Consider the following 19,170-nt stretch of genomic DNA (forward strand, 5'->3'; position numbering starts at 1 on the left):
AAACTATTTATTTTTAGCAGCTTGTTCTTTTAATAATTTCTTTTGGTAACGCCCTTGCACCACATCTACAATAACTAAAACCGCTAATACAAAATAGAACGTTGTTTTACTCATTGGCACAATATTTTCACCAAATATATTGATATGCGCTAAGTGACCACCTTCGGTAACTAACATAATACCAACTATAAAAAGAATGAATAAACCAAGCACTTCGTACATTCTATTTTTTGCTAAGAATGAAGAAATTTTATCGGCTAATACCAACATTAATAATCCACTTGCAACAATAGCAATGGCCATAATTATAAACGCTGCAGTTGTATTTTCTAAATGACTAGTAAGTCCAATTGCGGCCAGAATAGAATCGAAAGAGAATACTAAATTCATAATTACAATACTCGTAATTACAGCATTAGCAGACTTTAAACGCTTGCCATCACCACCTTCTACATTATGCTCTAAATCATGATTAGAAATCATGTGCCAAATTTCCTTAATAGCTGTGTAAATTATAAATCCGCCACCAACTAACACAATAATACTATGCCCATTGAAAGCAAAATGAAGAATATCACCAATACCACCTGTTAAGAATGAAAACGGTTCTTTAAAAAACCCAATAATGGAAACTAAAACAAATAGAAGTACTATTCTTAAAACAATGGCGATTAAAATACCAACCTTACGTACGCGTTTTTGCTCGCTTTCCGGAGCTTTTTTACTTTCTAATGAAATGTATAATAAGTTATCGAATCCTAAAACAGCTTGTAAAAGAACTAGCATTAATAGCGTGAAAATGTTTTCTAACATTGGTAAATTATTTGGAGTTTAGATTATCTATAACAGATAAAAATATATAAAGAATTATTATTAAAGGTATGGCTGCAAACTGTAAAACAATTAAAAGTACAACGCACAAAATTAGAAAAATATAGCGCATTACATTATCCTTAAAACCATAATTTTTAAATTTTAAGGCGAATAATTTTATATTGGCATTTAATATGTAGCAACTAAGTAACGTAAGGCCTATTAAAAACCACTTATTCAAAATAATAGAGTTTATAAGGTCACTATTTTGAAATTCTAGAATAAGAGGTAACGATAGTATTAAAAGTGCATTTGCAGGTGTTGGCAAGCCTTTAAAGTAGGTTTGTTGATCTTCATCAATATTAAATTTTGCTAATCGATATGCCGATCCTAAAGTGACCAACAATCCCATTAATGGCAAAATTTGCAATTCAGCACCAATCCAACTAGAATGCTCTTGCCAATGCGAAGCTTCAGAATAATCTACAAAACCACCCGTAGCTAACATTAATAGTTTATACATTATAATTCCAGGAACCAAACCACTGGTTACCATATCTGCCAGAGAATCTAACTGTAATCCCAATGGGCTAGATACATTTAGTTTTCTTGCTGCAAGACCATCAAAGAAATCGAAAAATATGCCTAAAAACACAAATAATGCTGCTGCAACAAAATCATCATTTACCGCTAAAATAACAGCAATACATCCGCTTAACAAATTTAAAAGCGTAATGGCATTAGGTATGTGTTTCTTCATATTTAGTCTTTTAAGTTTGTAAAAATAGCAAACAAATTTCGTCTAAAACAATATCTATCGTAAATTCAAGTTTATAGACTTAAATATTACGCCATTAGACAGCAAATAAGTTGAAGTTTCAATTTGAAATTTTATGATTAAATAGGTATTATGTGCATCTTTGTAAAAAATTTACGATTGAAACTTAACCTGACCACCTTATTCTTTATATTATCTATTTCGGTATTTAGCCAAACGGTTAGAAAATACTCGAACGAATTTATGAATATTGGTGTAGATGCGGCGGCATTAGGTATGAGTAACGCCGTAACTTCGCATTCTGCCGATGTTAATTCTGGTTATTGGAATCCGGCAGGGCTTTTAAAATTAGAAGACAATCAGCTTTCATTGATGCACTCGAGCTACTTTGCAAATATTGCGAATTATGATTATGCGGCTTATGCCATGCCTTTAGACGATAGAAGTGCCATTGGAATCTCGTTAATACGATTTGCTGTTGACGATATTTTGAACACCACACAATTAATTGACGATCAAGGCAATATTAACTACGACAGAATTAGCCTATTTTCTACAGCAGATTATGGATTAACCTTTTCTTATGCAAGAGCATTGCCTGTACAAGGCTTAAATTATGGTATAAATGCTAAAGTGATCCGCCGTGTTATTGGTGATTTTGCATCTTCATGGGGGTTTGGTTTCGATTTAGGTGTTCAGTTTGAAACCGAAAACGATTGGAAATTTGGTGTTATGGCTCGAGATATTACCACAACTTTTAATGCTTGGGCCATTGATGAAGAAGAATTTGCAACCGTGCAAGATGCTGTTGAAGGACAAAACCAAGAGTTACCTGAAACTACCGAAATTACTATTCCTAAATTACAAATAGGAATTTCTAAACTTGTAGATTTTAATTATGATTATACCTTATTAACAGCTGTAAACCTGAATGTGAGATTTGAAGAAAATAATGATATTATTTCGTCTTCCGTAGCCAGTATCAATCCTGCCTTAGGTTTTGAATTTGGCTATATCGATATGGTTTATTTACGTGCCGGAATGGGGAATTTTCAGAATGAATTACAGCTCGATAATACAGAGCAACTTAGTTTTCAACCAAGTTTTGGTGTTGGTTTTAAATACAACGGCATTCAGGTAGATTATGCTTTTACCGATATTGGCGACCAAAGTGTTGCGCTCTACTCTAATGTGTTTTCGTTAAAAATTGACTTAAGCGTTTTTAGATAATTTCTACTATTTATGAAAAAAATATATTTTCTACTTATACTTTTATTTTCGTTTGAAGCTATACAAGCACAAGACCATTTACTATCTGAAAACGCAGAAATAAGCGTACTTACCGTTGGCCCAGGAAACGAATTAAATGATGCTTTTGGACATAGTGCTTTTAGAATAAAAGATACTTCTCGCGGCTTAGATGTGGTTTATGGTTATGGTCAATACGATTTTGACTCACCTAATTTTTATTTAAAATTTGCTCAGGGAAAATTGGATTACCTGATAAACAAATCGGAATTCAATAAATTTTATCAATACTATATTTATTTTAACAGAAGTATAAAAGCACAGGTTTTAAATTTATCTCAAGTTGAAAAGCAAAAACTTTACGATTTTCTAATTAATAACTACAAACCAGAAAACCGTAGATATCTCTATGAGTTCTTCTTTGATAATTGTGCTACCAAAATAAAAGAAGTCACTAATACCTCAGTAAACAATAGCATAATTTTTAATAAGCCAAAAGATTTTGAAGATGCTACTTTTAGAACATTAATTTACCAAAATGTCAAGAAAAATTCATGGGGAAGTTTTGGTATAGATTTAGCCTTAGGTTCTGTAATTGATAGACAAGCCACTCCTGAAGAACACATGTTTTTACCAGAAAACATCTATCGCTTTTTTGAAGTTGCAACTATTGGAGATGGAAACAAACCTTTAGTATCTCAAAACCATATTCTATTTAATAAGAAGGAAAAATATCTATCGACTTCATTTTTAACGAGTCCGTTATTTATAATTAGCCTTATTGGATGTTTTATAATTTTTATCACTTATAAAGATTATAAAAAAGGAAAACGAAGTAATTGGTTAGATGTTAATTTATTTTCTATCACAGGTATTATTGGTATCGTTATTTTACTACTTTGGTTTGCGACCGACCACACAGGAACACATCAAAACTACAACCTACTTTGGGCATTTGTTTTAAACATTTTTGTAATCGGACAACTTTTTAGAAAAACACCAAGCGCTTGGTTTTCAAAATATTTAAAATTCTTAATGATTATGCTGTGCCTACTCACCTTACATTGGTGTATTGGCGTACAAGTATTTGCTATTGGATTAATCCCGCTATTAGTAGCCTTATTTATTCGCTACCTATACCTAATACAACACTTTAACAGAAAGTAAAGACCGGTGTTTTGAGCTGAATTAAAAGCTTCGTTCTAAGATTGATTAAGGAATGTTAGGTTGTTCAGAATATCGAGTTAAAATCAGCTTATTGCCCTCTAAAGAATATCATAGTGCTTATTGTTTTTACTAGTATATTTATATCTAAGAAAAAACTACGGTGCTTGATATAATAAAGATCGTATTGAAGTTTAAGCAAACTATCGTCTACCGAACTCCCATATCTCGTTTTCACTTGTGCCCAACCTGTAAGTCCGGGTTTAACAATATGTCGAGTTTCATAAAACGGCAATACGCTAGACAGCTCAGACACAAAACGTGGTCGTTCGGGCCTAGGCCCAATTAAACTCATGTCTCCTTTTAAAATATTGATAAACTGAGGGATTTCGTCTAATCTAGAATGCCTTAGAAATTTACCAAACGGTGTTATTCTGGTGTCGTTTTTTTGAGCCCAAACTGCACCATTCTTTTCAGCATCTTCTACCATACTTCTGTATTTTATAATCTGAAAAGGTACTCCATTTTTCCCAATACGTTCTTGTGTGTAAAAAAGTGAACCTCTGTTTCCTATTAAATTCCCAATAAAAATTAAAGGCAGAAAAACCAAACTAACCACCAAACCAATTACTGAAATTGAAACATCAAAAATTCTTCTAAAAAACAAATACAACTTGTTATGATTGCTTCGGCTAAAAGGGAAATACTTATAAAAATCCTTACCTACAAATTGAACTGGAACACGCTGAGTCATTTCCTCGTAAGCTTGTGTATATTCCTTTATAGGAAAACCACTTTCTAACAAGGTAATTAAATCACGATAGATCTCAGGGGTTATAGAATCTGAATCATAACTTGCAATTACAATTTCCGATATATTTTCATCCTTAATAACCTGATGAATTTCAGTTGGACTAAATTCCCTTGCTCCTGTAAATTTTATATTATCAACTTGTTTTGTTTCACAATTAATAAAACCAACGATTTTGTAATTAGGATCGGAATTTTTAAAAGCTTCAACTATAGATTGAATACTTGAGATTTCGCCAACAATTAAAGCTTTTTTATGAAACCTAGGCGATGTTATAAAAGTAACATAAAACCACCTCCAAACAAACAAGGCCGACACAATAGAAAAATAAAAATATAAAATCTGTAACCTATTATCTGGTAAAACGGGTGTAAAAAGTGGTGTTAGAAAATAAAATAACACGGTGGTCGATGCCGTAAAAACAATATTAGCGAATGTTTTATCTAGCTTGCTAGACTTTTGTAAATCGTAGAGTTCGAAAATTGTTCCGAATATAGACATGTATAACACAAGCACAAATACCCATTTCCAATTTTCTTTATTGATGATAAAATAATTAAAATCGAAAAAATTACTAACCGCGTATAAAATGGTAAGCACCGCAAAAACGTCTATAATCCGTAATAAAACTTTACGTTCTGAAATATTAAAATGAATGCTACTTTTAAACATTTTGCACTAGTTAGAGAGTTGTAAAGATATAAAAGTTAACTAGACTGCCCTTATTTAACTTAAGAGATTATACCATTGCTGTTTAACTTTATTCCAAGCATAACCTTCTACTTTTTGTCTTGCTCGGTTTGCCATTTCTTGCGTTTTGTTAACGTCGGAAATTAATACTTTTATAGCAGATACAAAAGCCTCAATATCATTAGATGCCACAAGCACTCCGTCTTTATTATTCTCTATTAAAAATGGCATTCCTCCTACGTTTGTAGAAACTACAGGCAAGCCCAAAGCCATAGCTTCGATAACACTTACCGGTGTATTATCAATGGTGGTTGTGTTTATAAAAACATTAAAACCATCAGCTTTTTTATGCCAATCATTTTTAGACAATAAGCCTGTAAACTCAACTTCTACATTCAAACTTTTTGCTAATGATTTAGTCGATTCTAAACTTCCATCTTTCTCAGGACCAATCATGCACAACTCAGTGTCTATATTTTCATTTTTTAGAGCTTTTAAAATATGAATTGCTAACCACGGATTATATATTTCTGAAAAAGAACGTACCCACAATAATTTTATTGATTCATAGGTTTTCTTTTGAAATTTATAATCTTCTATTTTTATTGAGTTCGGGATGTAAACTATATTATTGAAATTATTGGCCTCAAAATGAGATTTTAAGTATAATGATGGCGCCACATTTTTAAATGCATGTTTAAATACTGCTTTCGATAATTTAGGTGATTTCAATAATCGTTTAGGCAATTCGCCTCCGTGCAATATGGGAATATAATTTAGTTTAAAAAATCTGCAAAGCTGACTAACAAAGTAGGCATAATAAAAATTTAAGGTACTATAAGTATCGATTAATACATAATCGACTGTTTTCCTATGTTTAAAAACAGTCCAAAGCATATCTAGAAAACGAAATATTATTGACTTATAGCTTGAAACAGAATTAACCTGAAATCCCAAACTTTTTAGACCAGTCTCTAAGGTATCAATTGTAGATTCTGTTTTACCTTTTTTCGATAACTTGTTTCCTATGTAGAGGATTTTTTTCAAACCACTTACAGTTTATATAAATTAATAGAACCTTCAGTATGAATTAGCTCACCTGGCACTCCTTTATTTCTAGTCACAAAGTAATCAACATTAAACTTTTTTAAATAAGTAACAACTTCTTGCATTGTTTCGAACTCATTAATAGTTTGCTGTCTATTATGCCAAGTAATAAACTGCTCAGGATTCCCCTCAATCAACATAGAAGCACCTTTACCATCAAAAACAACTGAACGTTGTGTAGAACCTCTATACAGATGACTTGCGCAGATTAAATCATCCATTTCGGTATGCTTCTTAATATAATTAGCCATTTTATCAACACTCAACATATTATCTCTTTCTGTTGAAAAAGCACTTAAATTATGAGGTAAAATAGTTTTTGTAATATCGTCTCCAATAAAAGGTATCGTTTTAAACCAAATACTTTGACTAAATATTATTAGCACCAAATAGACTCCAACAAGATATGGCAAAACCTCAGCTCTAATTTTTTTTGTTTCAAAAAAAGATTTCAAAAATAACGCAAGCGCAAAAAACCCAGGAACAACAGCTACTTTTTGAACACGTATTAACTGAAAGGACAATCTTAAATTAAGACCTAATAGTCTGTTTACTAATTGTTCTACCGGCACACTAATGGTCGGGATTAGTACTAAAACTAATGTCATCAAAATTAACAGTTTGGCCTTCTGAAATTCAACTCTATTTTTTATAGAAGATATTAAAAACCAAACTAAAGGTAAAATAAAAAATAATGTTTTAAAATGAATCCATTGTTTTAAAAATTGAAGCGGCTCATTAAAATAAGAAGGAATTCTTGTTGTAAAAGCAGCATTAAAATCATCTATACTATAAGTAACTTCCGAAGATGTTTTTCCAAAATACGTTAAAACAAAAGGCAACATACCTAGTAAGACACTTAATATTACAATAATAAACTTAGGCCATGTAAACCATTTTTCCTTTGGAAAATAAACAGGGATTAATACTATAAAAGTAATAAATAACAAAATCCCTCCAAGCCCCGTAATAGGATGAAAATTAAAAATAAACCCCATTACAAACCCTGACATCACAATCCTTAAATATGATGATGATGATGATGATAGTAGTAAAAATGGCAGAGGCAATAAGCTTATATAGACTGTTCTAGGCATAATAGTCCAAAGATCTGATATACCCCAAATCTCGAGCCCAGGCAACCAAATAACACCGCGAATTACAATCGACACCAAGAAGGCTATCCAAAAATTATTCACGAATTTAAAAAACAGAAAAAACCACAATATACCAAATAGTAAATGGCAAATTAATCCTAAAACGTTAATTGCTTGAACATAATCGTGATTGGTAAAACCTGCAATAAAACGTAACGATTGCACGTAAAACGGTGTATAGTATTTTACATTTTCGATGTTATCTAAAAACAAATCACTTTTAAATAATTTTGGATTATCAAACTTCTGAGCAACCGGAATAATATTCTGAATATCGGAAGATAGTTCGCTATAGCTAGCGTTTAAATTATCTAAATAATAAGCTAGAGCAATTACAATATTAAATACAATAACTAAGTGCAATTTAAACCTACCTAACCCCATCATTTAATTAGATTTTGGTGCTTTCGTAATATCATAATGAATGGCCTGTAATAATAACTGAAAGCCTATGATAATTGTTAACGTCACCAACATAATCGTGCCAGTTGGAGCGAAAATAGATTGACTAGTATAAAACCACCAATTGTACACCCCGTAAATCAAACCAAACAAGAACAAAGGAACACCAAACAAGATATAAATGGATGACATATTAAAATCGTAAATAAAATAAGACTTAGTAATACGCTTAACAAAAGTTTTAAACAGCTTTGGCAGAAATACAAAAGGCATTTTCCAAACACTCATGCTCGATTTTTCGGTTCCATAAATTGCTGGCATAGCAATATCTTTAATCCTAGCATCCTGAAAATACAGTTCAGCAATTAAAGATGTTTCAAAATAATACCGATCGGCAATATTATCATAATCTAACTTAGCTAAGGTTTCTGTTTTTACTGCAAAAAAACCGTTTGTTGGATCGAAGTTATTCCAATACCCGGTGGCTGCTTTTGTTAAAAAAGATAAAACTAAATTTCCTATTTTACGAACCAAAGGCATTGACTTTAAAGCTTTAAAATCTCTAAAACGATTACCCTTAGCATATTCAGCATTATTATTTATCAACGGATTAATTAGAGCTTCAATATAGCTCGTATCCATTTGATCATCGGCATCTACTTTAACAACAATATCTATATTATCAACAATAGCCGCTTTAAAACCTGCTTTAGTAGCCCCACCAACACCAATATTAACTTCATTAGTTAGGTAAACTAAATTTTTAAACACACTTAACTCTTCTTTTGGTAAAGTTTCATCTCCACAATCATCAACAATATAAATGTTATCTATAAAATCTGGTAATTCACGGACAACATCAACTATATGGTTAGATGCATTATAGTAAGGTATAACAACGGCTATTTTATTTTGATTTAGCATTAATAAAATAATAACGTGGTGCTATTAGCATAACCACAATTAACAAAAAGTACCCTAAAATAGTAAATAATGAACGGTATATATATAAATGTTCTCCAAAAAATAAAGTAACCATCATGGCTAAAACAAGCCCTTGTAATACTGTTCTTAAAGAATTAGCTTTTCCAAATTTTAAAAACAAGTAATTTGACAACCATTTAAAATACAAAAACAGTCCCACTAATCCTAATTCATTTATTAAACTTAAATAGATATTATGCGCGGAAAACTGAATTAACAACCTATTATTCAAACCTATACCAAAAGGCATTATTAAAGGGTTTTCTATCAAATAATAAAAATACCTAACAGATAATTGTTTTCGCCCTGCTCCTAAATCCTCATACAAATCACCAACATCTAAACTCTCTCCCGTAAAAACACCAGGATTAGAAACCTTATTAACCACACGGTTTTCAATAGTTGTAGTTATATTTTCAATTAAGTCGAGGTTCAAGAAAAAAGCAACAATAACTCCAACTGAAATAAGAATTGATAATCCAATAAACTTTTTAGTATTCACTACAAATAAATAGCAAACAAAGATGATTAAAGCTAGATAAGTTGTCCGAGATCCAGAAACTCCAATTGTCGCCAAACTAGTTAATAAAGCACTTATAACTAATATTTTATTTACTTTTAATTGACTCTGGAGTAGTAAACCTGTAGCAAATATGAAGGAAAAAAACATATTCATACCTAAGTTAATTTTATTAGGTCCCAAAGCACCTGATAAAAAACCTCCGTAAGATTCTAAATAAATATCATTCCATAGAAACGGGACCAATCCAGCGTGTTGAGAAAACACTAAAATAGCTTCTGCTATTGCTAATATCAATATTAAACTTGCAGCATACTTATAATTAGAACGCTTTCTGAGGTACATAGACATTAAAACTGCTGTATAAAAAAAAGCTAACAAGTGATAATAATATAGACATGTTTGCACGAACCATAATGGACGACCTTTATATATACTGAAAGCGGCATTTAGAATTAAAGAAAAACCAGCCCATAAAACAAAAATTTTTAAATATTTAAAATACGTTTTTGAGTTTATATATACAGCAAATAACTTCAGGTTATTGTATACAATGAATAAAATAACAAAACCAACGAGGTCATGTAGTCTTAACTCGTTACCTCCTGTTAAATTGTATTTAAGCGCTGGCAAATTATAAAAATAGGAAATCACCATAAGTAGTAAAGCAACCTTAACATAGATTGATTTAAACAAGTGTTCTATTTTATTATTAACTCGTTCGCTTGTAGTCATTACCAACTAAATAGTTTTGTAAACAGTTTTTACTTTAATTAAGGTTGTATCTTCTGAAAATTGCATCTCAATTTTTTCTTTGAGACATACAGCCGCTAATTTAGACTTTTCGATATTGTTAATATATTCTATTAAAGCTTTTTTTAAAAGAATGCTGTTTTGAGCTTCTATCAATTGTCCTTCATTAGCATGAGACATTACCAAACTACAATCTCCTACATTGGTACAAATAACAGGTAGTCCTGCTAATCCATACTCTAACAATGCCAAAGGTAAGCCTTCAGATTTTGAGGACAAAACACCAATCGTGCATTGCTGTAAAATAGCAGAAGTATCTGCACAACTACCATAAATAAAGACCGACGTTTCTAATTTATTTAAATTAATAAACTCAAAAATAGATTTAGAATACGCATCATTAAAATCCTGACCTACTAAATGCAAAGTCCACATTGGTTCAGTTTTTAAAACCGCTTTAAAAGCTTTCAGTAAATTTAAATGATCTTTTTGTGGTCTTAAATTTGCTAAACATACAATGCGCTTCCCTTCTACTCCTTTTAATTTTGTAGTTAGCGCATTATTATTTTTTACTGCATAGTTAGGTAAATAACTAACTGATTTCACTTTAAGTGTTGTTTTTGCCCAAGTTTCTAATTTAGAATTTACACTAAATATATGATTAAAAAAACGTGAACAAAGTTTTAACATCTGCTTTGGTCGTTGCTTTAAAAATTCGCTTTTACCATAGTGATCATGCCAAACCAATTTTAATTTGGGCTGTAACAACTTAATTAAAGTTGCTAAAAAAAAAGACGAACCATGCGCATGGATAATGTCTATATCTTCATTTTTAATAAACTGATGTAATCGTTTAATAGCTTTTACATCTATGGTTTTCTTTTTATTTAAAAATAAATAGCCAACGCCTTTATTTAATTCGCCTTTCAAAAGTCCTTCTGCTCTGGTAGTACACAAATAACTTGCGTCAATCATGTGCACTAAGCCATTGGCGTAGTTTACTGCAACACGCTCTGCGCCTCCTGCTTCCAAGCTATCAATTAATTGTAGTACTTTCATTAGTTAGAGGTTAATAAACGTTTTATTTCTGTTTCAAAAACATCTAAAGTGTACTGTTGTGACCATTCAGAAGCATTTATGGATTGTTCGCGTAACAAGGCTTTATCCAACAAACAACTTTCAATTTTGTTAACTGCAGACTCTAAATCAGGTGCTATCAAAAGGCCTCTTTTTCCATGATCTAACATATTTGGCACACAAGATATTGACGTAGCAATAGGTATGACGCCATAAAACATAGCTTCCGCTAGTGCTTTGGGCCAACCTTCGGACTTTGATGCTAATATTGAAAAATGTGATTGTTTTAATGCAGCTTTTATGGTTTCACTGGTTTGATTTCCGTGTAAAACGATATAATTCCCCAAATTATTTTGGTCTATGTACTGCTGTAATTCTGATTTTAAAATACCATCGCCATATATTGATAAGTAACTTGGCGTGCCTCTGTTAATTAAAGCTTCAACAATTTGTATAGCCAACAATGGACGTTTCCCTTCAACCAAACTGCCTACAAAAATAAAATGTAAATCAGCAGAATAATCTCTTAAACGAATCGCTTCTCGATCTACATTTTTAAAGGTGGCTGTAAAGAATGACTTGATATTTTTAGCCTGATTGTACCACTCACCATAAACTAAAGCAGTCATATTTTTAGTCCAAGTGGTATTTGAAAGTATTTTTTTTTGAAGTTTGTAACTTAAGGGTTGCTTCGCATTTGGATCCCAATTACCTGCATATTTTGCGGTTTTTAATTTCTTCGGAAAAAAAACCTGAACCATACAACCTAGTAAACCTATATTTCCTGGACATCTTAAATGAATATGGTCTGCACGTTTACAAACCTGAAATAACTTATAGAGAATAAATGGTATCGCTAATAATGATTTTAAACCATGACTAAAATTAATAAATGCTAGAGATGGTATTGGTGTAAATTTAATTTTGTTATGCTGATAAGCTATATCTATTTCAGAAATGGGTGTATCTGTTGTTGGAGCTACAATTTCAACCTCATCTACATAGTTTAACCACAAATTCATCTCACGCACATAAGGTGCATAGGCAAACCATTGCTGTGCTTTTGGTTTATGAAAAACATGTGTGATAATTAAAAAACGCATTATTGAATTTTAGGTTTGTTAAATATAAGCGAAATCCAACCAATGTTACGACCTAAGGTTTCGGTTAATGCTTTTAATTTCTCTTTAGAAGTGATGATATTTGTAGCTCTAATGGTCATTAATAATAACTCGGTCGCATGAAATTTAAAGCTAGCTTTTAAAGTAGGATTTGGATATTTGACGCGCCACACATACCAACTGTTTCTAACTACCATTTTTCCATATTTATACTGGTTTGGTCGTCCAGAACCATCATGAAAATGAGCCAGTTTAGCATTGGTATTAATATATAATGGTCCTAATTTAGCTAATCGTATTGAAAAATCGGCATCTTCATACAAGCCATAACCCTCAAAATAAGTTGAAAATGATAACTGCTTAAAGACTTCTTTTTTATAACTAGAAACGCCACCCATTAGTTGTTCTACTTCATAAACTTTACCAGAAGGTGGTAAAAAACTAACCGAACGTCCATGTGCAAATGTTGGTAAAAATCCAGGATTTGTATCAGGTTGTAAACCAAAAATGGCTCTGATTTTAAATCTAGAGGGCTCATTGCGCATCCAGTTATCAAAATAGAATTTGGATGATTTATTGGCTTTATCTGATACTTCCCATTTTACTTCGTTAGTGATATAACCTCCTACAGCTAGCGCTTGTGGATGCGTTTGATAGGTAGTAATTAATTGCTCAAAATAATCTTTTTCTAAAACAACATCATCATCCAAAAAGCAAACAACCTCATTGGATTTATCGACTTTACTAATTCCAAAATTACGTTGTTTGGTCAAGCCTCTATTAGCCTCATCAACCTTAAAATATTTAAGGTTTTTAAAAGTTTTTTTATTTAAAACTGTTTCAGTTTCAGAATTTGAAGAGCCATCTATTACAAGTATTTCATTAGGATACAATGACTGCAAGGCAACGGACTTTAAAAGCTTAAGGATAGCTTCTGGTCGCATATAGGTGCAAATGACTAATGAAACAGAAAAATTCATAAATTACTATGTAGTTTTAAACTGTTTATAAATTTCTAAAAAATAAGCGTCGCGTTGCAACGTATTAAGCCATAAGTTGCGATTAGAACGTTGGATATTCTCAAATTCTGATGCCGATAACCCTTTATGAAATTCTAAAATTTGATCTGCTATTTTAATGTGACTTGATGTATCTAAAACTAAACAATGTTTAGCCCAATCAATGTGCGTGTTTAAGGGTAATCTACAATCTGTGTTTAACAAAATAGGAATACGACCTACTGCTAGGGTTTCGTAAAATCTAACCGAAAAATTACCAACACCTCTAATGCAAAAAGTATAAGCATTGTTAAATAGATTATTATAAAATTGCTGAGTAGTTTTTTGTTGTGTTTTAGGAGAATGCGAGCCTGCTCTATATTTAGTTCTAAGAATAAAATTGGTTTCTAAACCTTCATTTATAGCTAGTGTTTGTAAATAGTTGGCACGCTTAACACTGGATGGATAAAACCTCTGTTTATCTGCCAATATTTTATTAGACTTTCGTTTAAATTGATATTTTAAATGATTGGAATAGTCTTTTAAATATTTTAAAACGCCAGATTGTGCATGACCAACAAATCCAATATTTGGTTTATTTGTTTTTTTTAAAACAGTAAAACCTTGCGTCAACACTGAAGTATAAGGATCGTTTATAAATGAAGGCAAAACATAAGTGTTTGCATCCATTTTACTATCAAAACCACCTAATCTAAAGGTGTAACTATTAGGTATAAAATTGGTAAAACCATAATCTCCAGCAGTATAAATCCATATAGGAAGTTTTGCTGTGTTAGCAGCTTTTAAAAGCGCTAAAAAAGGCTCCCTTTGCTTTAAAAACACTGCATAATCTAATGGTAAAACAACAATATTTGCATCATTAACATTAGAAACGATACTATACTTTTCAAGTAACTTTTGGTGTTGCTTAAATACCAAATCAAATAACAACGGAAAGACTTGACGTCGATACGCTTCGGTTAAAAAATTAGTATTTGTGTATAGTTTAAGCATTTGGGTTAATATCGTTTTTAATAAAAAGTGTATTAAATTTATCTCTATTAAACGTTTTAACCTTTGTTATTTGCTTACTTCTGGGTTCATAAAGGGCAGGTATAAAGTTATGTTTCGTTATTAAATCAAAAACTGCTTGATCCTCAAAATTAAATTTAGAACCTGAGTTATTAAACTCAACTAACAAATACTTTAAACTAGGGTTAGACAATGTATAATGTGCTCCTTTTAACACCTTATACTCATAACCTTCAACATCAATTTTTATAAAAACTGGATTTTCATTTTTAAGTATTTGGTCTAAAGTTTTTACTTCCACTTTAACAGTATTACTATTTTCTTCTAGCGACACACTATTCATTACTGTATTATTAGTTGTAAAACTAAGCGTCTCACTTTTATCTCCAATACCAATATTTAATAAAGTTATGTATGAGGTTAAATTATTTAATTTAATATTTCTATTCAGTTTATCCATTGTCGATTTTATTGGCTCTATAGCTATAGATTTTGCTTTACAAATTCCGCTTGCTAATAAACTAAAGTGTCCCAAATTTGCTCCTACGTCTACAAATAATTCATCTTTTTTAAGGCTATCTATCAAAAACATAGAATCTTCATAATCCATTAATTTATAATAGATATTTCCAACTAGACCAGCATCGCCTTTTTCTACATAAAACTTTAAACCATATATCCAATTATACACTCTTGGTTTTTTAAATATAAATTGTGTGATATTAAATGAAAAATAACGCATTAATGCAGCTAAAGTGGTATCTTTAGTTAAAGGATGTTTTTTTATGGTATTATATCTTAATAAAATTCTTTTTATAGATTTACTTACATTCATCTTAAAGATTTGGTAATTTAGCAGACCAAAATTGACTACGTTTCCATTGTTTTTTATAATAGATAATATAGGTCCATGGGTTTTTAATATCACTATTTTTATAGTTGCGTAAACCTAATAATAATTTATAACCTAATAATTGTTCTGGTGTAAAATAAGTTTGATATAATAACTGTATGGTTGGTGACGGTTTAGGCTGAATAGCATCGTCAGCCCAGCGTTGTTTAACTTTAGTACGATAACCGCCAATTGGTGCTTTTAAATGCGTGATTTTTATATGCGGCACAAAAATAACCTCATATCCTTTGTTTCTTAATTGCATTCCAAAATCACTATCCTCGCCAAAACCAAACTCAAATGCACTATTAAAGAGTATACCTTTTAAAGCTTCACTTTTCACAAGACTACAACCCGAGCCAAAAATACTGGTTTGTTGCAATCTAAAAAAAAGCTGCTTTTGATTTGGTAATAAGCATAAATAATTTAGAATAGAAATCCCATATTGATTAATAGTTTTAAAAGAATGTTCTAATAAATATTTATCAAATCTAATATCATCATCTGCAAAAAACACCCATTCACTTTGCACTTCAGACAACGCTATATTTCGAGCATTAACTACACCAGGTTGATTTGTAAAGGTATGTTTTATAGTAAATGGCCAATCTTCAGTCTTTAAATAATATAATTCTGATACGGATTCCTTTAAAGGATTTTGCTCAACAATAATAACATTATTAGGCAACAGCGTTTGTTCAGCTAAATCTTTTAAAACATCATATAAATATTGTTTTCTACCAATGGTTGGGATGATAACATCAATCTCGTGTTTAATAATTACAGTTTTGCTGGACCGTATTGGTATTGCTTTTAAATTAAATGTTGTACTAAGTTGTTTAAAAAACAGACTTTTAATTAATGGTAATAGTGTTATTTTTTTTTCATAAACAAGATAGGATAAGCTTAGAAAAAACACCCAAACCCATTTGTAATGCTGCTTAACAAATTTAAATAAAATATAGATTGACGCTTGCTTTTCATTGACCTCTGCTATATAACCAGATTTTAGCAATCTAGGTTCTGAATAACAAAATAGACCTTGTGAAACAGTCAATTTGGCTAGTGAGTTTAAAAAATAATCTGCATTAAGATCAAAATTTAAATGCTTTTCTAGCTGAACAAGTACTGCTGTATTCATTCCTCCAATTTGACTACTCATTATCCACGTTGGAAAAGTTGTTGCTTTATTAAATTTGAGTACAAAAGAACGCTCTATATATCCTATTTGTTTAGGAAAATAATCTGTCTCTGATGGGTTAAAACTTGCTAAAACACCATTATGATGAAATATATCTTTTAAAGCCTCAATATTCAAGTATTTCAAAAGAAATTGATGACACCATACTACTAATTGGTTATCAAATTGCAATGCTATTAATTGCAAAGTTTTAGGCACAGTTTTACCCAACTCAAAATCAGATAAAGGCTTAAAATTATCATCTAAAATTGATATTACTTTATTCTTGTTATGAACTATAATCAATGCCATTAATATCTTAATCTCTTTTTAAAATTACATCATTATAAAATGCAATATTTTTATCTGCAATACTATTAATATCAAAAGATAATTCAGTTTTTTTTCTAGCAGCACGACCTATAGTTGCCGATAACTCAACATCTTTAAATAATCTTAATATAGCTTTATCATAACCTTCAATGTCAGAAGGGTGCACCAAAAATCCATTGACACCATCATCAATCAACTCTTGTGCCCAACCAATGCTAGTATTAACAATCGGTTTTTCTAAAGCCATACTCTCTATAGTAACCATACCTAAAGTTTCAGCAAAACTAGGAAAAGTACAAACATGGGCTTTTTTAATATGTGCTTTAACATCACTGTAAGGTATTTTACCTAAATACTCTACATTTTGTTTAGCTTGATCTGAAAAGATAGATTGCATTAAAGCATAAGTAGACCTGTGTCCAGTCTTTATGTCAGGAGCATCACCACCTATCAATTTTAATTTAGCGTTTGGTTCTGTTTCTAAAATTGTATTAAAAATTTCAGCTAGCTTTAAAACACCTTTTTTTCTGATAATTGTACCGATGTATAAAATGGTTTTTTCTTCGTAATCTTTTGGTGTTAGATTCTCAAAGTAAGTTAATTGCACCCCATTATGTATGGTTTTGATTTTTTTTCGGTTTAAACCAAAAATCTTAGCGGTCTCTTCTCCTGCAAAAGTGGTTGGTGCTATGTAAGCAGAAGCTGATTGTAATGCTAATTTTTCAAAAACAAAATTTTTAAATTTTTGACGTCTTTTCTCTAGCTTGCAAAAGTAGGCATCACTACCATGTAGTCTAATAACTAAAGGTGCTTTTAGCTTCATAAAAGCTGTAATACCAGTCCAATCTGGTGCTTCTATCACATCTATCTTCTGTATTTCTACAACAGAATTAATATAATTTTGGAGGCGCTTTCTATAAAAATACCAGGTAAATAATAGTGATGTCTTTTTAGGAATCAAATGAATTGTTACACCTTGATCTTCTATAATTTCTGAGGTATACTGATGATACACAAAAACAGTAACTTGCTCACCTTTATTAACTAAAGCATCTGCCAGATTTTTTATACTAGTACCTATTCCTGCAGCGTGAGTCACTTTAGGATGTGGATACTCTGATGTTAAAAAAGCGATGTGCATAATGATTAAAAAGAGGTGTTATTTTTAATATAATTGGCTATTTGCAAAGAAAACTCAGAAGCTCCTTTATAATTTAGATGTGAGTGATTATAAAAATTTGACTTATCGTTTACTAAGTTATTGGTAGAAAAATTTAAATAATCTAACTTGTATTTGTTTGCTACGTCAGTAATCAGACTATCAACATATCGTCTTTGATTTTCTTTAAACTTTTGCACCTTTATGTATTGTGGAGACCATACTAAAATAACTTTTATATTCTTTTCTTTACTAAAATCTAAAATCGACAAAAGTTTAGAAAAACCATCTTCATACAAATCATGAAACTTTTTAGAGTCTGCTGTTTCATATAATCGATGCTTTTCAAATAAAAACCAATCTATATCATTCCAACTATTATTGTTAATTGAGTACCCATTTATAAAATTATCACAATTTTGACTAAAAGTCGAACTAATTTTAGCAGTAATAGCTGTCGCTTGACCTCTAAATTTAAAACAAGGTACAAATTGATCTAAAACCAAGTCATTATCAATCTTACTTGCAACTATCTCATACTCTCTCTCATTAACATAAGGAATATATTGATGCTTTTCGTATATACCCTTTGCACTTCCTAAAAAATTATAATCAACATCTATGACTAATATAACTGGTAACTTATTACGATTTACAAAAGCCTTCCATCTTATATCAAAAATATTTATGGGTGTCCCGCTTAAACCCAAATTATAGCAGGTCAAACCTGTGGTCTCACTAATAATACTGGGATTGTATTGAAATTGAGCTCTAGAATTTCCGATTATAACAATGTCCGATTCTATCTCTCCTTCAAATACTTTAGACCATGTAGGATCACATACCAATGAACTTTTCAAAAAAGTATCTACAGAAAATTGAATAGCATATAAAAATATGGTAATTATTATAAAAAACTTTAATGCTTTAAATAGGAAATACTTCAATTTT

17 protein-coding genes are annotated in these 19,170 nt (G+C 30.9%); 2 read left to right on the plus strand and 15 right to left on the minus strand.

Features of this window, described 5'->3' with window-relative positions:
- Window positions 1–3 precede the first annotated feature (3 nt).
- Together BM246_RS12340 and BM246_RS12345 are read right to left on the minus strand one after the other, a co-directional pair.
- Entirely contained in the window at window positions 4–813 is an 810-nt protein-coding gene (locus tag BM246_RS12340; protein ID WP_074938237.1) for a TerC family protein, read from the minus strand.
- A gap of 7 nt (window positions 814–820) precedes the next feature.
- Window positions 821–1,573, minus strand: coding sequence for a CDP-alcohol phosphatidyltransferase family protein (locus BM246_RS12345; RefSeq protein ID WP_074938239.1), 753 nt, complete (start codon window positions 1,571–1,573; stop codon window positions 821–823).
- Between the two features lie 177 nt (window positions 1,574–1,750).
- Between BM246_RS12345 and BM246_RS12350 the strand changes: the two genes are divergently transcribed.
- Together BM246_RS12350 and BM246_RS12355 are read left to right on the plus strand one after the other, a co-directional pair.
- Entirely contained in the window at window positions 1,751–2,821 is a 1,071-nt protein-coding gene (locus tag BM246_RS12350) for a putative type IX sorting system protein PorV2 (protein ID WP_042497165.1), read from the plus strand.
- A gap of 12 nt (window positions 2,822–2,833) precedes the next feature.
- Window positions 2,834–4,006 carry a lipoprotein N-acyltransferase Lnb domain-containing protein gene (locus tag BM246_RS12355; protein WP_074938241.1) on the plus strand — a complete coding sequence of 391 codons (1,173 nt, stop codon included), beginning with the start codon at window positions 2,834–2,836 and terminating at the stop codon, window positions 4,004–4,006.
- Between the two features lie 88 nt (window positions 4,007–4,094).
- Here the strand turns inward: BM246_RS12355 and BM246_RS12360 are convergent, their stop codons facing one another.
- From BM246_RS12360 to BM246_RS12420, 13 genes are read right to left on the minus strand one after another with little or no spacing between them, the layout of a single operon-like run.
- A complete protein-coding gene (locus tag BM246_RS12360) occupies window positions 4,095–5,486 on the minus strand; it encodes a sugar transferase (RefSeq protein ID WP_042503211.1) in 1,392 nt (463 codons plus the stop codon).
- Between the two features lie 54 nt (window positions 5,487–5,540).
- Window positions 5,541–6,551 carry a glycosyltransferase family 4 protein gene (locus BM246_RS12365; protein WP_074938243.1) on the minus strand — a complete coding sequence of 337 codons (1,011 nt, stop codon included), beginning with the start codon at window positions 6,549–6,551 and terminating at the stop codon, window positions 5,541–5,543.
- 5 nt (window positions 6,552–6,556) lie between these two features.
- On the minus strand, window positions 6,557–8,155 hold the full coding sequence (locus BM246_RS12370; RefSeq protein WP_074938245.1) for a hypothetical protein: 1,599 nt from the start codon (window positions 8,153–8,155) through the stop codon (window positions 6,557–6,559).
- Window positions 8,156–9,094 (minus strand): glycosyltransferase family 2 protein, encoded by a 939-nt coding sequence (locus BM246_RS12375; protein WP_074938247.1) that lies wholly within the window; start codon window positions 9,092–9,094, stop codon window positions 8,156–8,158.
- Complete coding sequence (locus BM246_RS12380) at window positions 9,078–10,409, minus strand: O-antigen ligase family protein (RefSeq protein ID WP_042503222.1); 1,332 nt, start codon at window positions 10,407–10,409, stop codon at window positions 9,078–9,080. The genes BM246_RS12375 and BM246_RS12380 overlap by 17 nt, the downstream gene beginning before the upstream one ends.
- Before the next feature lie 6 nt (window positions 10,410–10,415).
- Window positions 10,416–11,486 carry a glycosyltransferase gene (locus BM246_RS12385; protein WP_074938249.1) on the minus strand — a complete coding sequence of 357 codons (1,071 nt, stop codon included), beginning with the start codon at window positions 11,484–11,486 and terminating at the stop codon, window positions 10,416–10,418.
- Entirely contained in the window at window positions 11,486–12,607 is a 1,122-nt protein-coding gene (locus tag BM246_RS12390; protein WP_074938251.1) for a glycosyltransferase family 4 protein, read from the minus strand. Before BM246_RS12390 ends, BM246_RS12385 begins: the two co-directional genes overlap by 1 nt.
- Entirely contained in the window at window positions 12,607–13,605 is a 999-nt protein-coding gene (locus BM246_RS12395) for a glycosyltransferase family 2 protein (RefSeq protein WP_074938253.1), read from the minus strand. The genes BM246_RS12390 and BM246_RS12395 overlap by 1 nt, the downstream gene beginning before the upstream one ends.
- Window positions 13,606–13,611: 6 nt before the next feature.
- On the minus strand, window positions 13,612–14,637 hold the full coding sequence (locus tag BM246_RS12400) for a glycosyltransferase family 47 protein (RefSeq protein ID WP_074938255.1): 1,026 nt from the start codon (window positions 14,635–14,637) through the stop codon (window positions 13,612–13,614).
- Window positions 14,630–15,490, minus strand: a complete 861-nt coding sequence (locus BM246_RS12405; protein ID WP_074938257.1) for an FkbM family methyltransferase — start codon at window positions 15,488–15,490, stop codon at window positions 14,630–14,632. Before BM246_RS12405 ends, BM246_RS12400 begins: the two co-directional genes overlap by 8 nt.
- A gap of 1 nt (window position 15,491) precedes the next feature.
- Window positions 15,492–17,039: a glycosyltransferase family 2 protein gene (locus tag BM246_RS12410; protein ID WP_074938259.1), complete on the minus strand. Its 1,548-nt coding sequence runs from the start codon at window positions 17,037–17,039 to the stop codon at window positions 15,492–15,494.
- 7 nt (window positions 17,040–17,046) lie between these two features.
- Window positions 17,047–18,201, minus strand: a complete 1,155-nt coding sequence (locus BM246_RS12415) for a glycosyltransferase family 4 protein (protein WP_074938261.1) — start codon at window positions 18,199–18,201, stop codon at window positions 17,047–17,049.
- Window positions 18,202–18,206: 5 nt separating this feature from the next.
- Window positions 18,207–19,166, minus strand: coding sequence for a hypothetical protein (locus BM246_RS12420; RefSeq protein WP_074938264.1), 960 nt, complete (start codon window positions 19,164–19,166; stop codon window positions 18,207–18,209).
- Window positions 19,167–19,170: the final 4 nt, after the last annotated feature.

The sequence above is a fragment of the Algibacter lectus genome, from assembly GCF_900112395.1.
Classification (GTDB): Bacteria; Bacteroidota; Bacteroidia; order Flavobacteriales; family Flavobacteriaceae; genus Algibacter; species Algibacter lectus.

Excerpts from the sequence above, each read along its gene's own strand:
- BM246_RS12385 (WP_074938249.1), bottom strand. The coding sequence starts at position 11,486 with ATGAAAGTACTACAATTAATTGATAGCTTGGAAGCAGGAGGCGCAGAG.
- BM246_RS12395 (WP_074938253.1), bottom strand. The coding sequence starts at position 13,605 with ATGAATTTTTCTGTTTCATTAGTCATTTGCACCTATATGCGACCAGAA.
- BM246_RS12340 (WP_074938237.1), bottom strand. The coding sequence starts at position 813 with ATGTTAGAAAACATTTTCACGCTATTAATGCTAGTTCTTTTACAAGCT.
- BM246_RS12410 (WP_074938259.1), bottom strand. The coding sequence starts at position 17,039 with ATGGCATTGATTATAGTTCATAACAAGAATAAAGTAATATCAATTTTA.
- BM246_RS12370 (WP_074938245.1), bottom strand. The coding sequence starts at position 8,155 with ATGATGGGGTTAGGTAGGTTTAAATTGCACTTAGTTATTGTATTTAAT.
- BM246_RS12360 (WP_042503211.1), bottom strand. The coding sequence starts at position 5,486 with ATGTTTAAAAGTAGCATTCATTTTAATATTTCAGAACGTAAAGTTTTA.
- BM246_RS12380 (WP_042503222.1), bottom strand. The coding sequence starts at position 10,409 with ATGACTACAAGCGAACGAGTTAATAATAAAATAGAACACTTGTTTAAA.
- BM246_RS12405 (WP_074938257.1), bottom strand. The coding sequence starts at position 15,490 with ATGAATGTAAGTAAATCTATAAAAAGAATTTTATTAAGATATAATACC.
- BM246_RS12355 (WP_074938241.1), top strand. The coding sequence starts at position 2,834 with ATGAAAAAAATATATTTTCTACTTATACTTTTATTTTCGTTTGAAGCT.
- BM246_RS12375 (WP_074938247.1), bottom strand. The coding sequence starts at position 9,094 with ATGCTAAATCAAAATAAAATAGCCGTTGTTATACCTTACTATAATGCA.
- BM246_RS12415 (WP_074938261.1), bottom strand. The coding sequence starts at position 18,201 with ATGCACATCGCTTTTTTAACATCAGAGTATCCACATCCTAAAGTGACT.
- BM246_RS12400 (WP_074938255.1), bottom strand. The coding sequence starts at position 14,637 with ATGCTTAAACTATACACAAATACTAATTTTTTAACCGAAGCGTATCGA.
- BM246_RS12390 (WP_074938251.1), bottom strand. The coding sequence starts at position 12,607 with ATGCGTTTTTTAATTATCACACATGTTTTTCATAAACCAAAAGCACAG.
- BM246_RS12345 (WP_074938239.1), bottom strand. The coding sequence starts at position 1,573 with ATGAAGAAACACATACCTAATGCCATTACGCTTTTAAATTTGTTAAGC.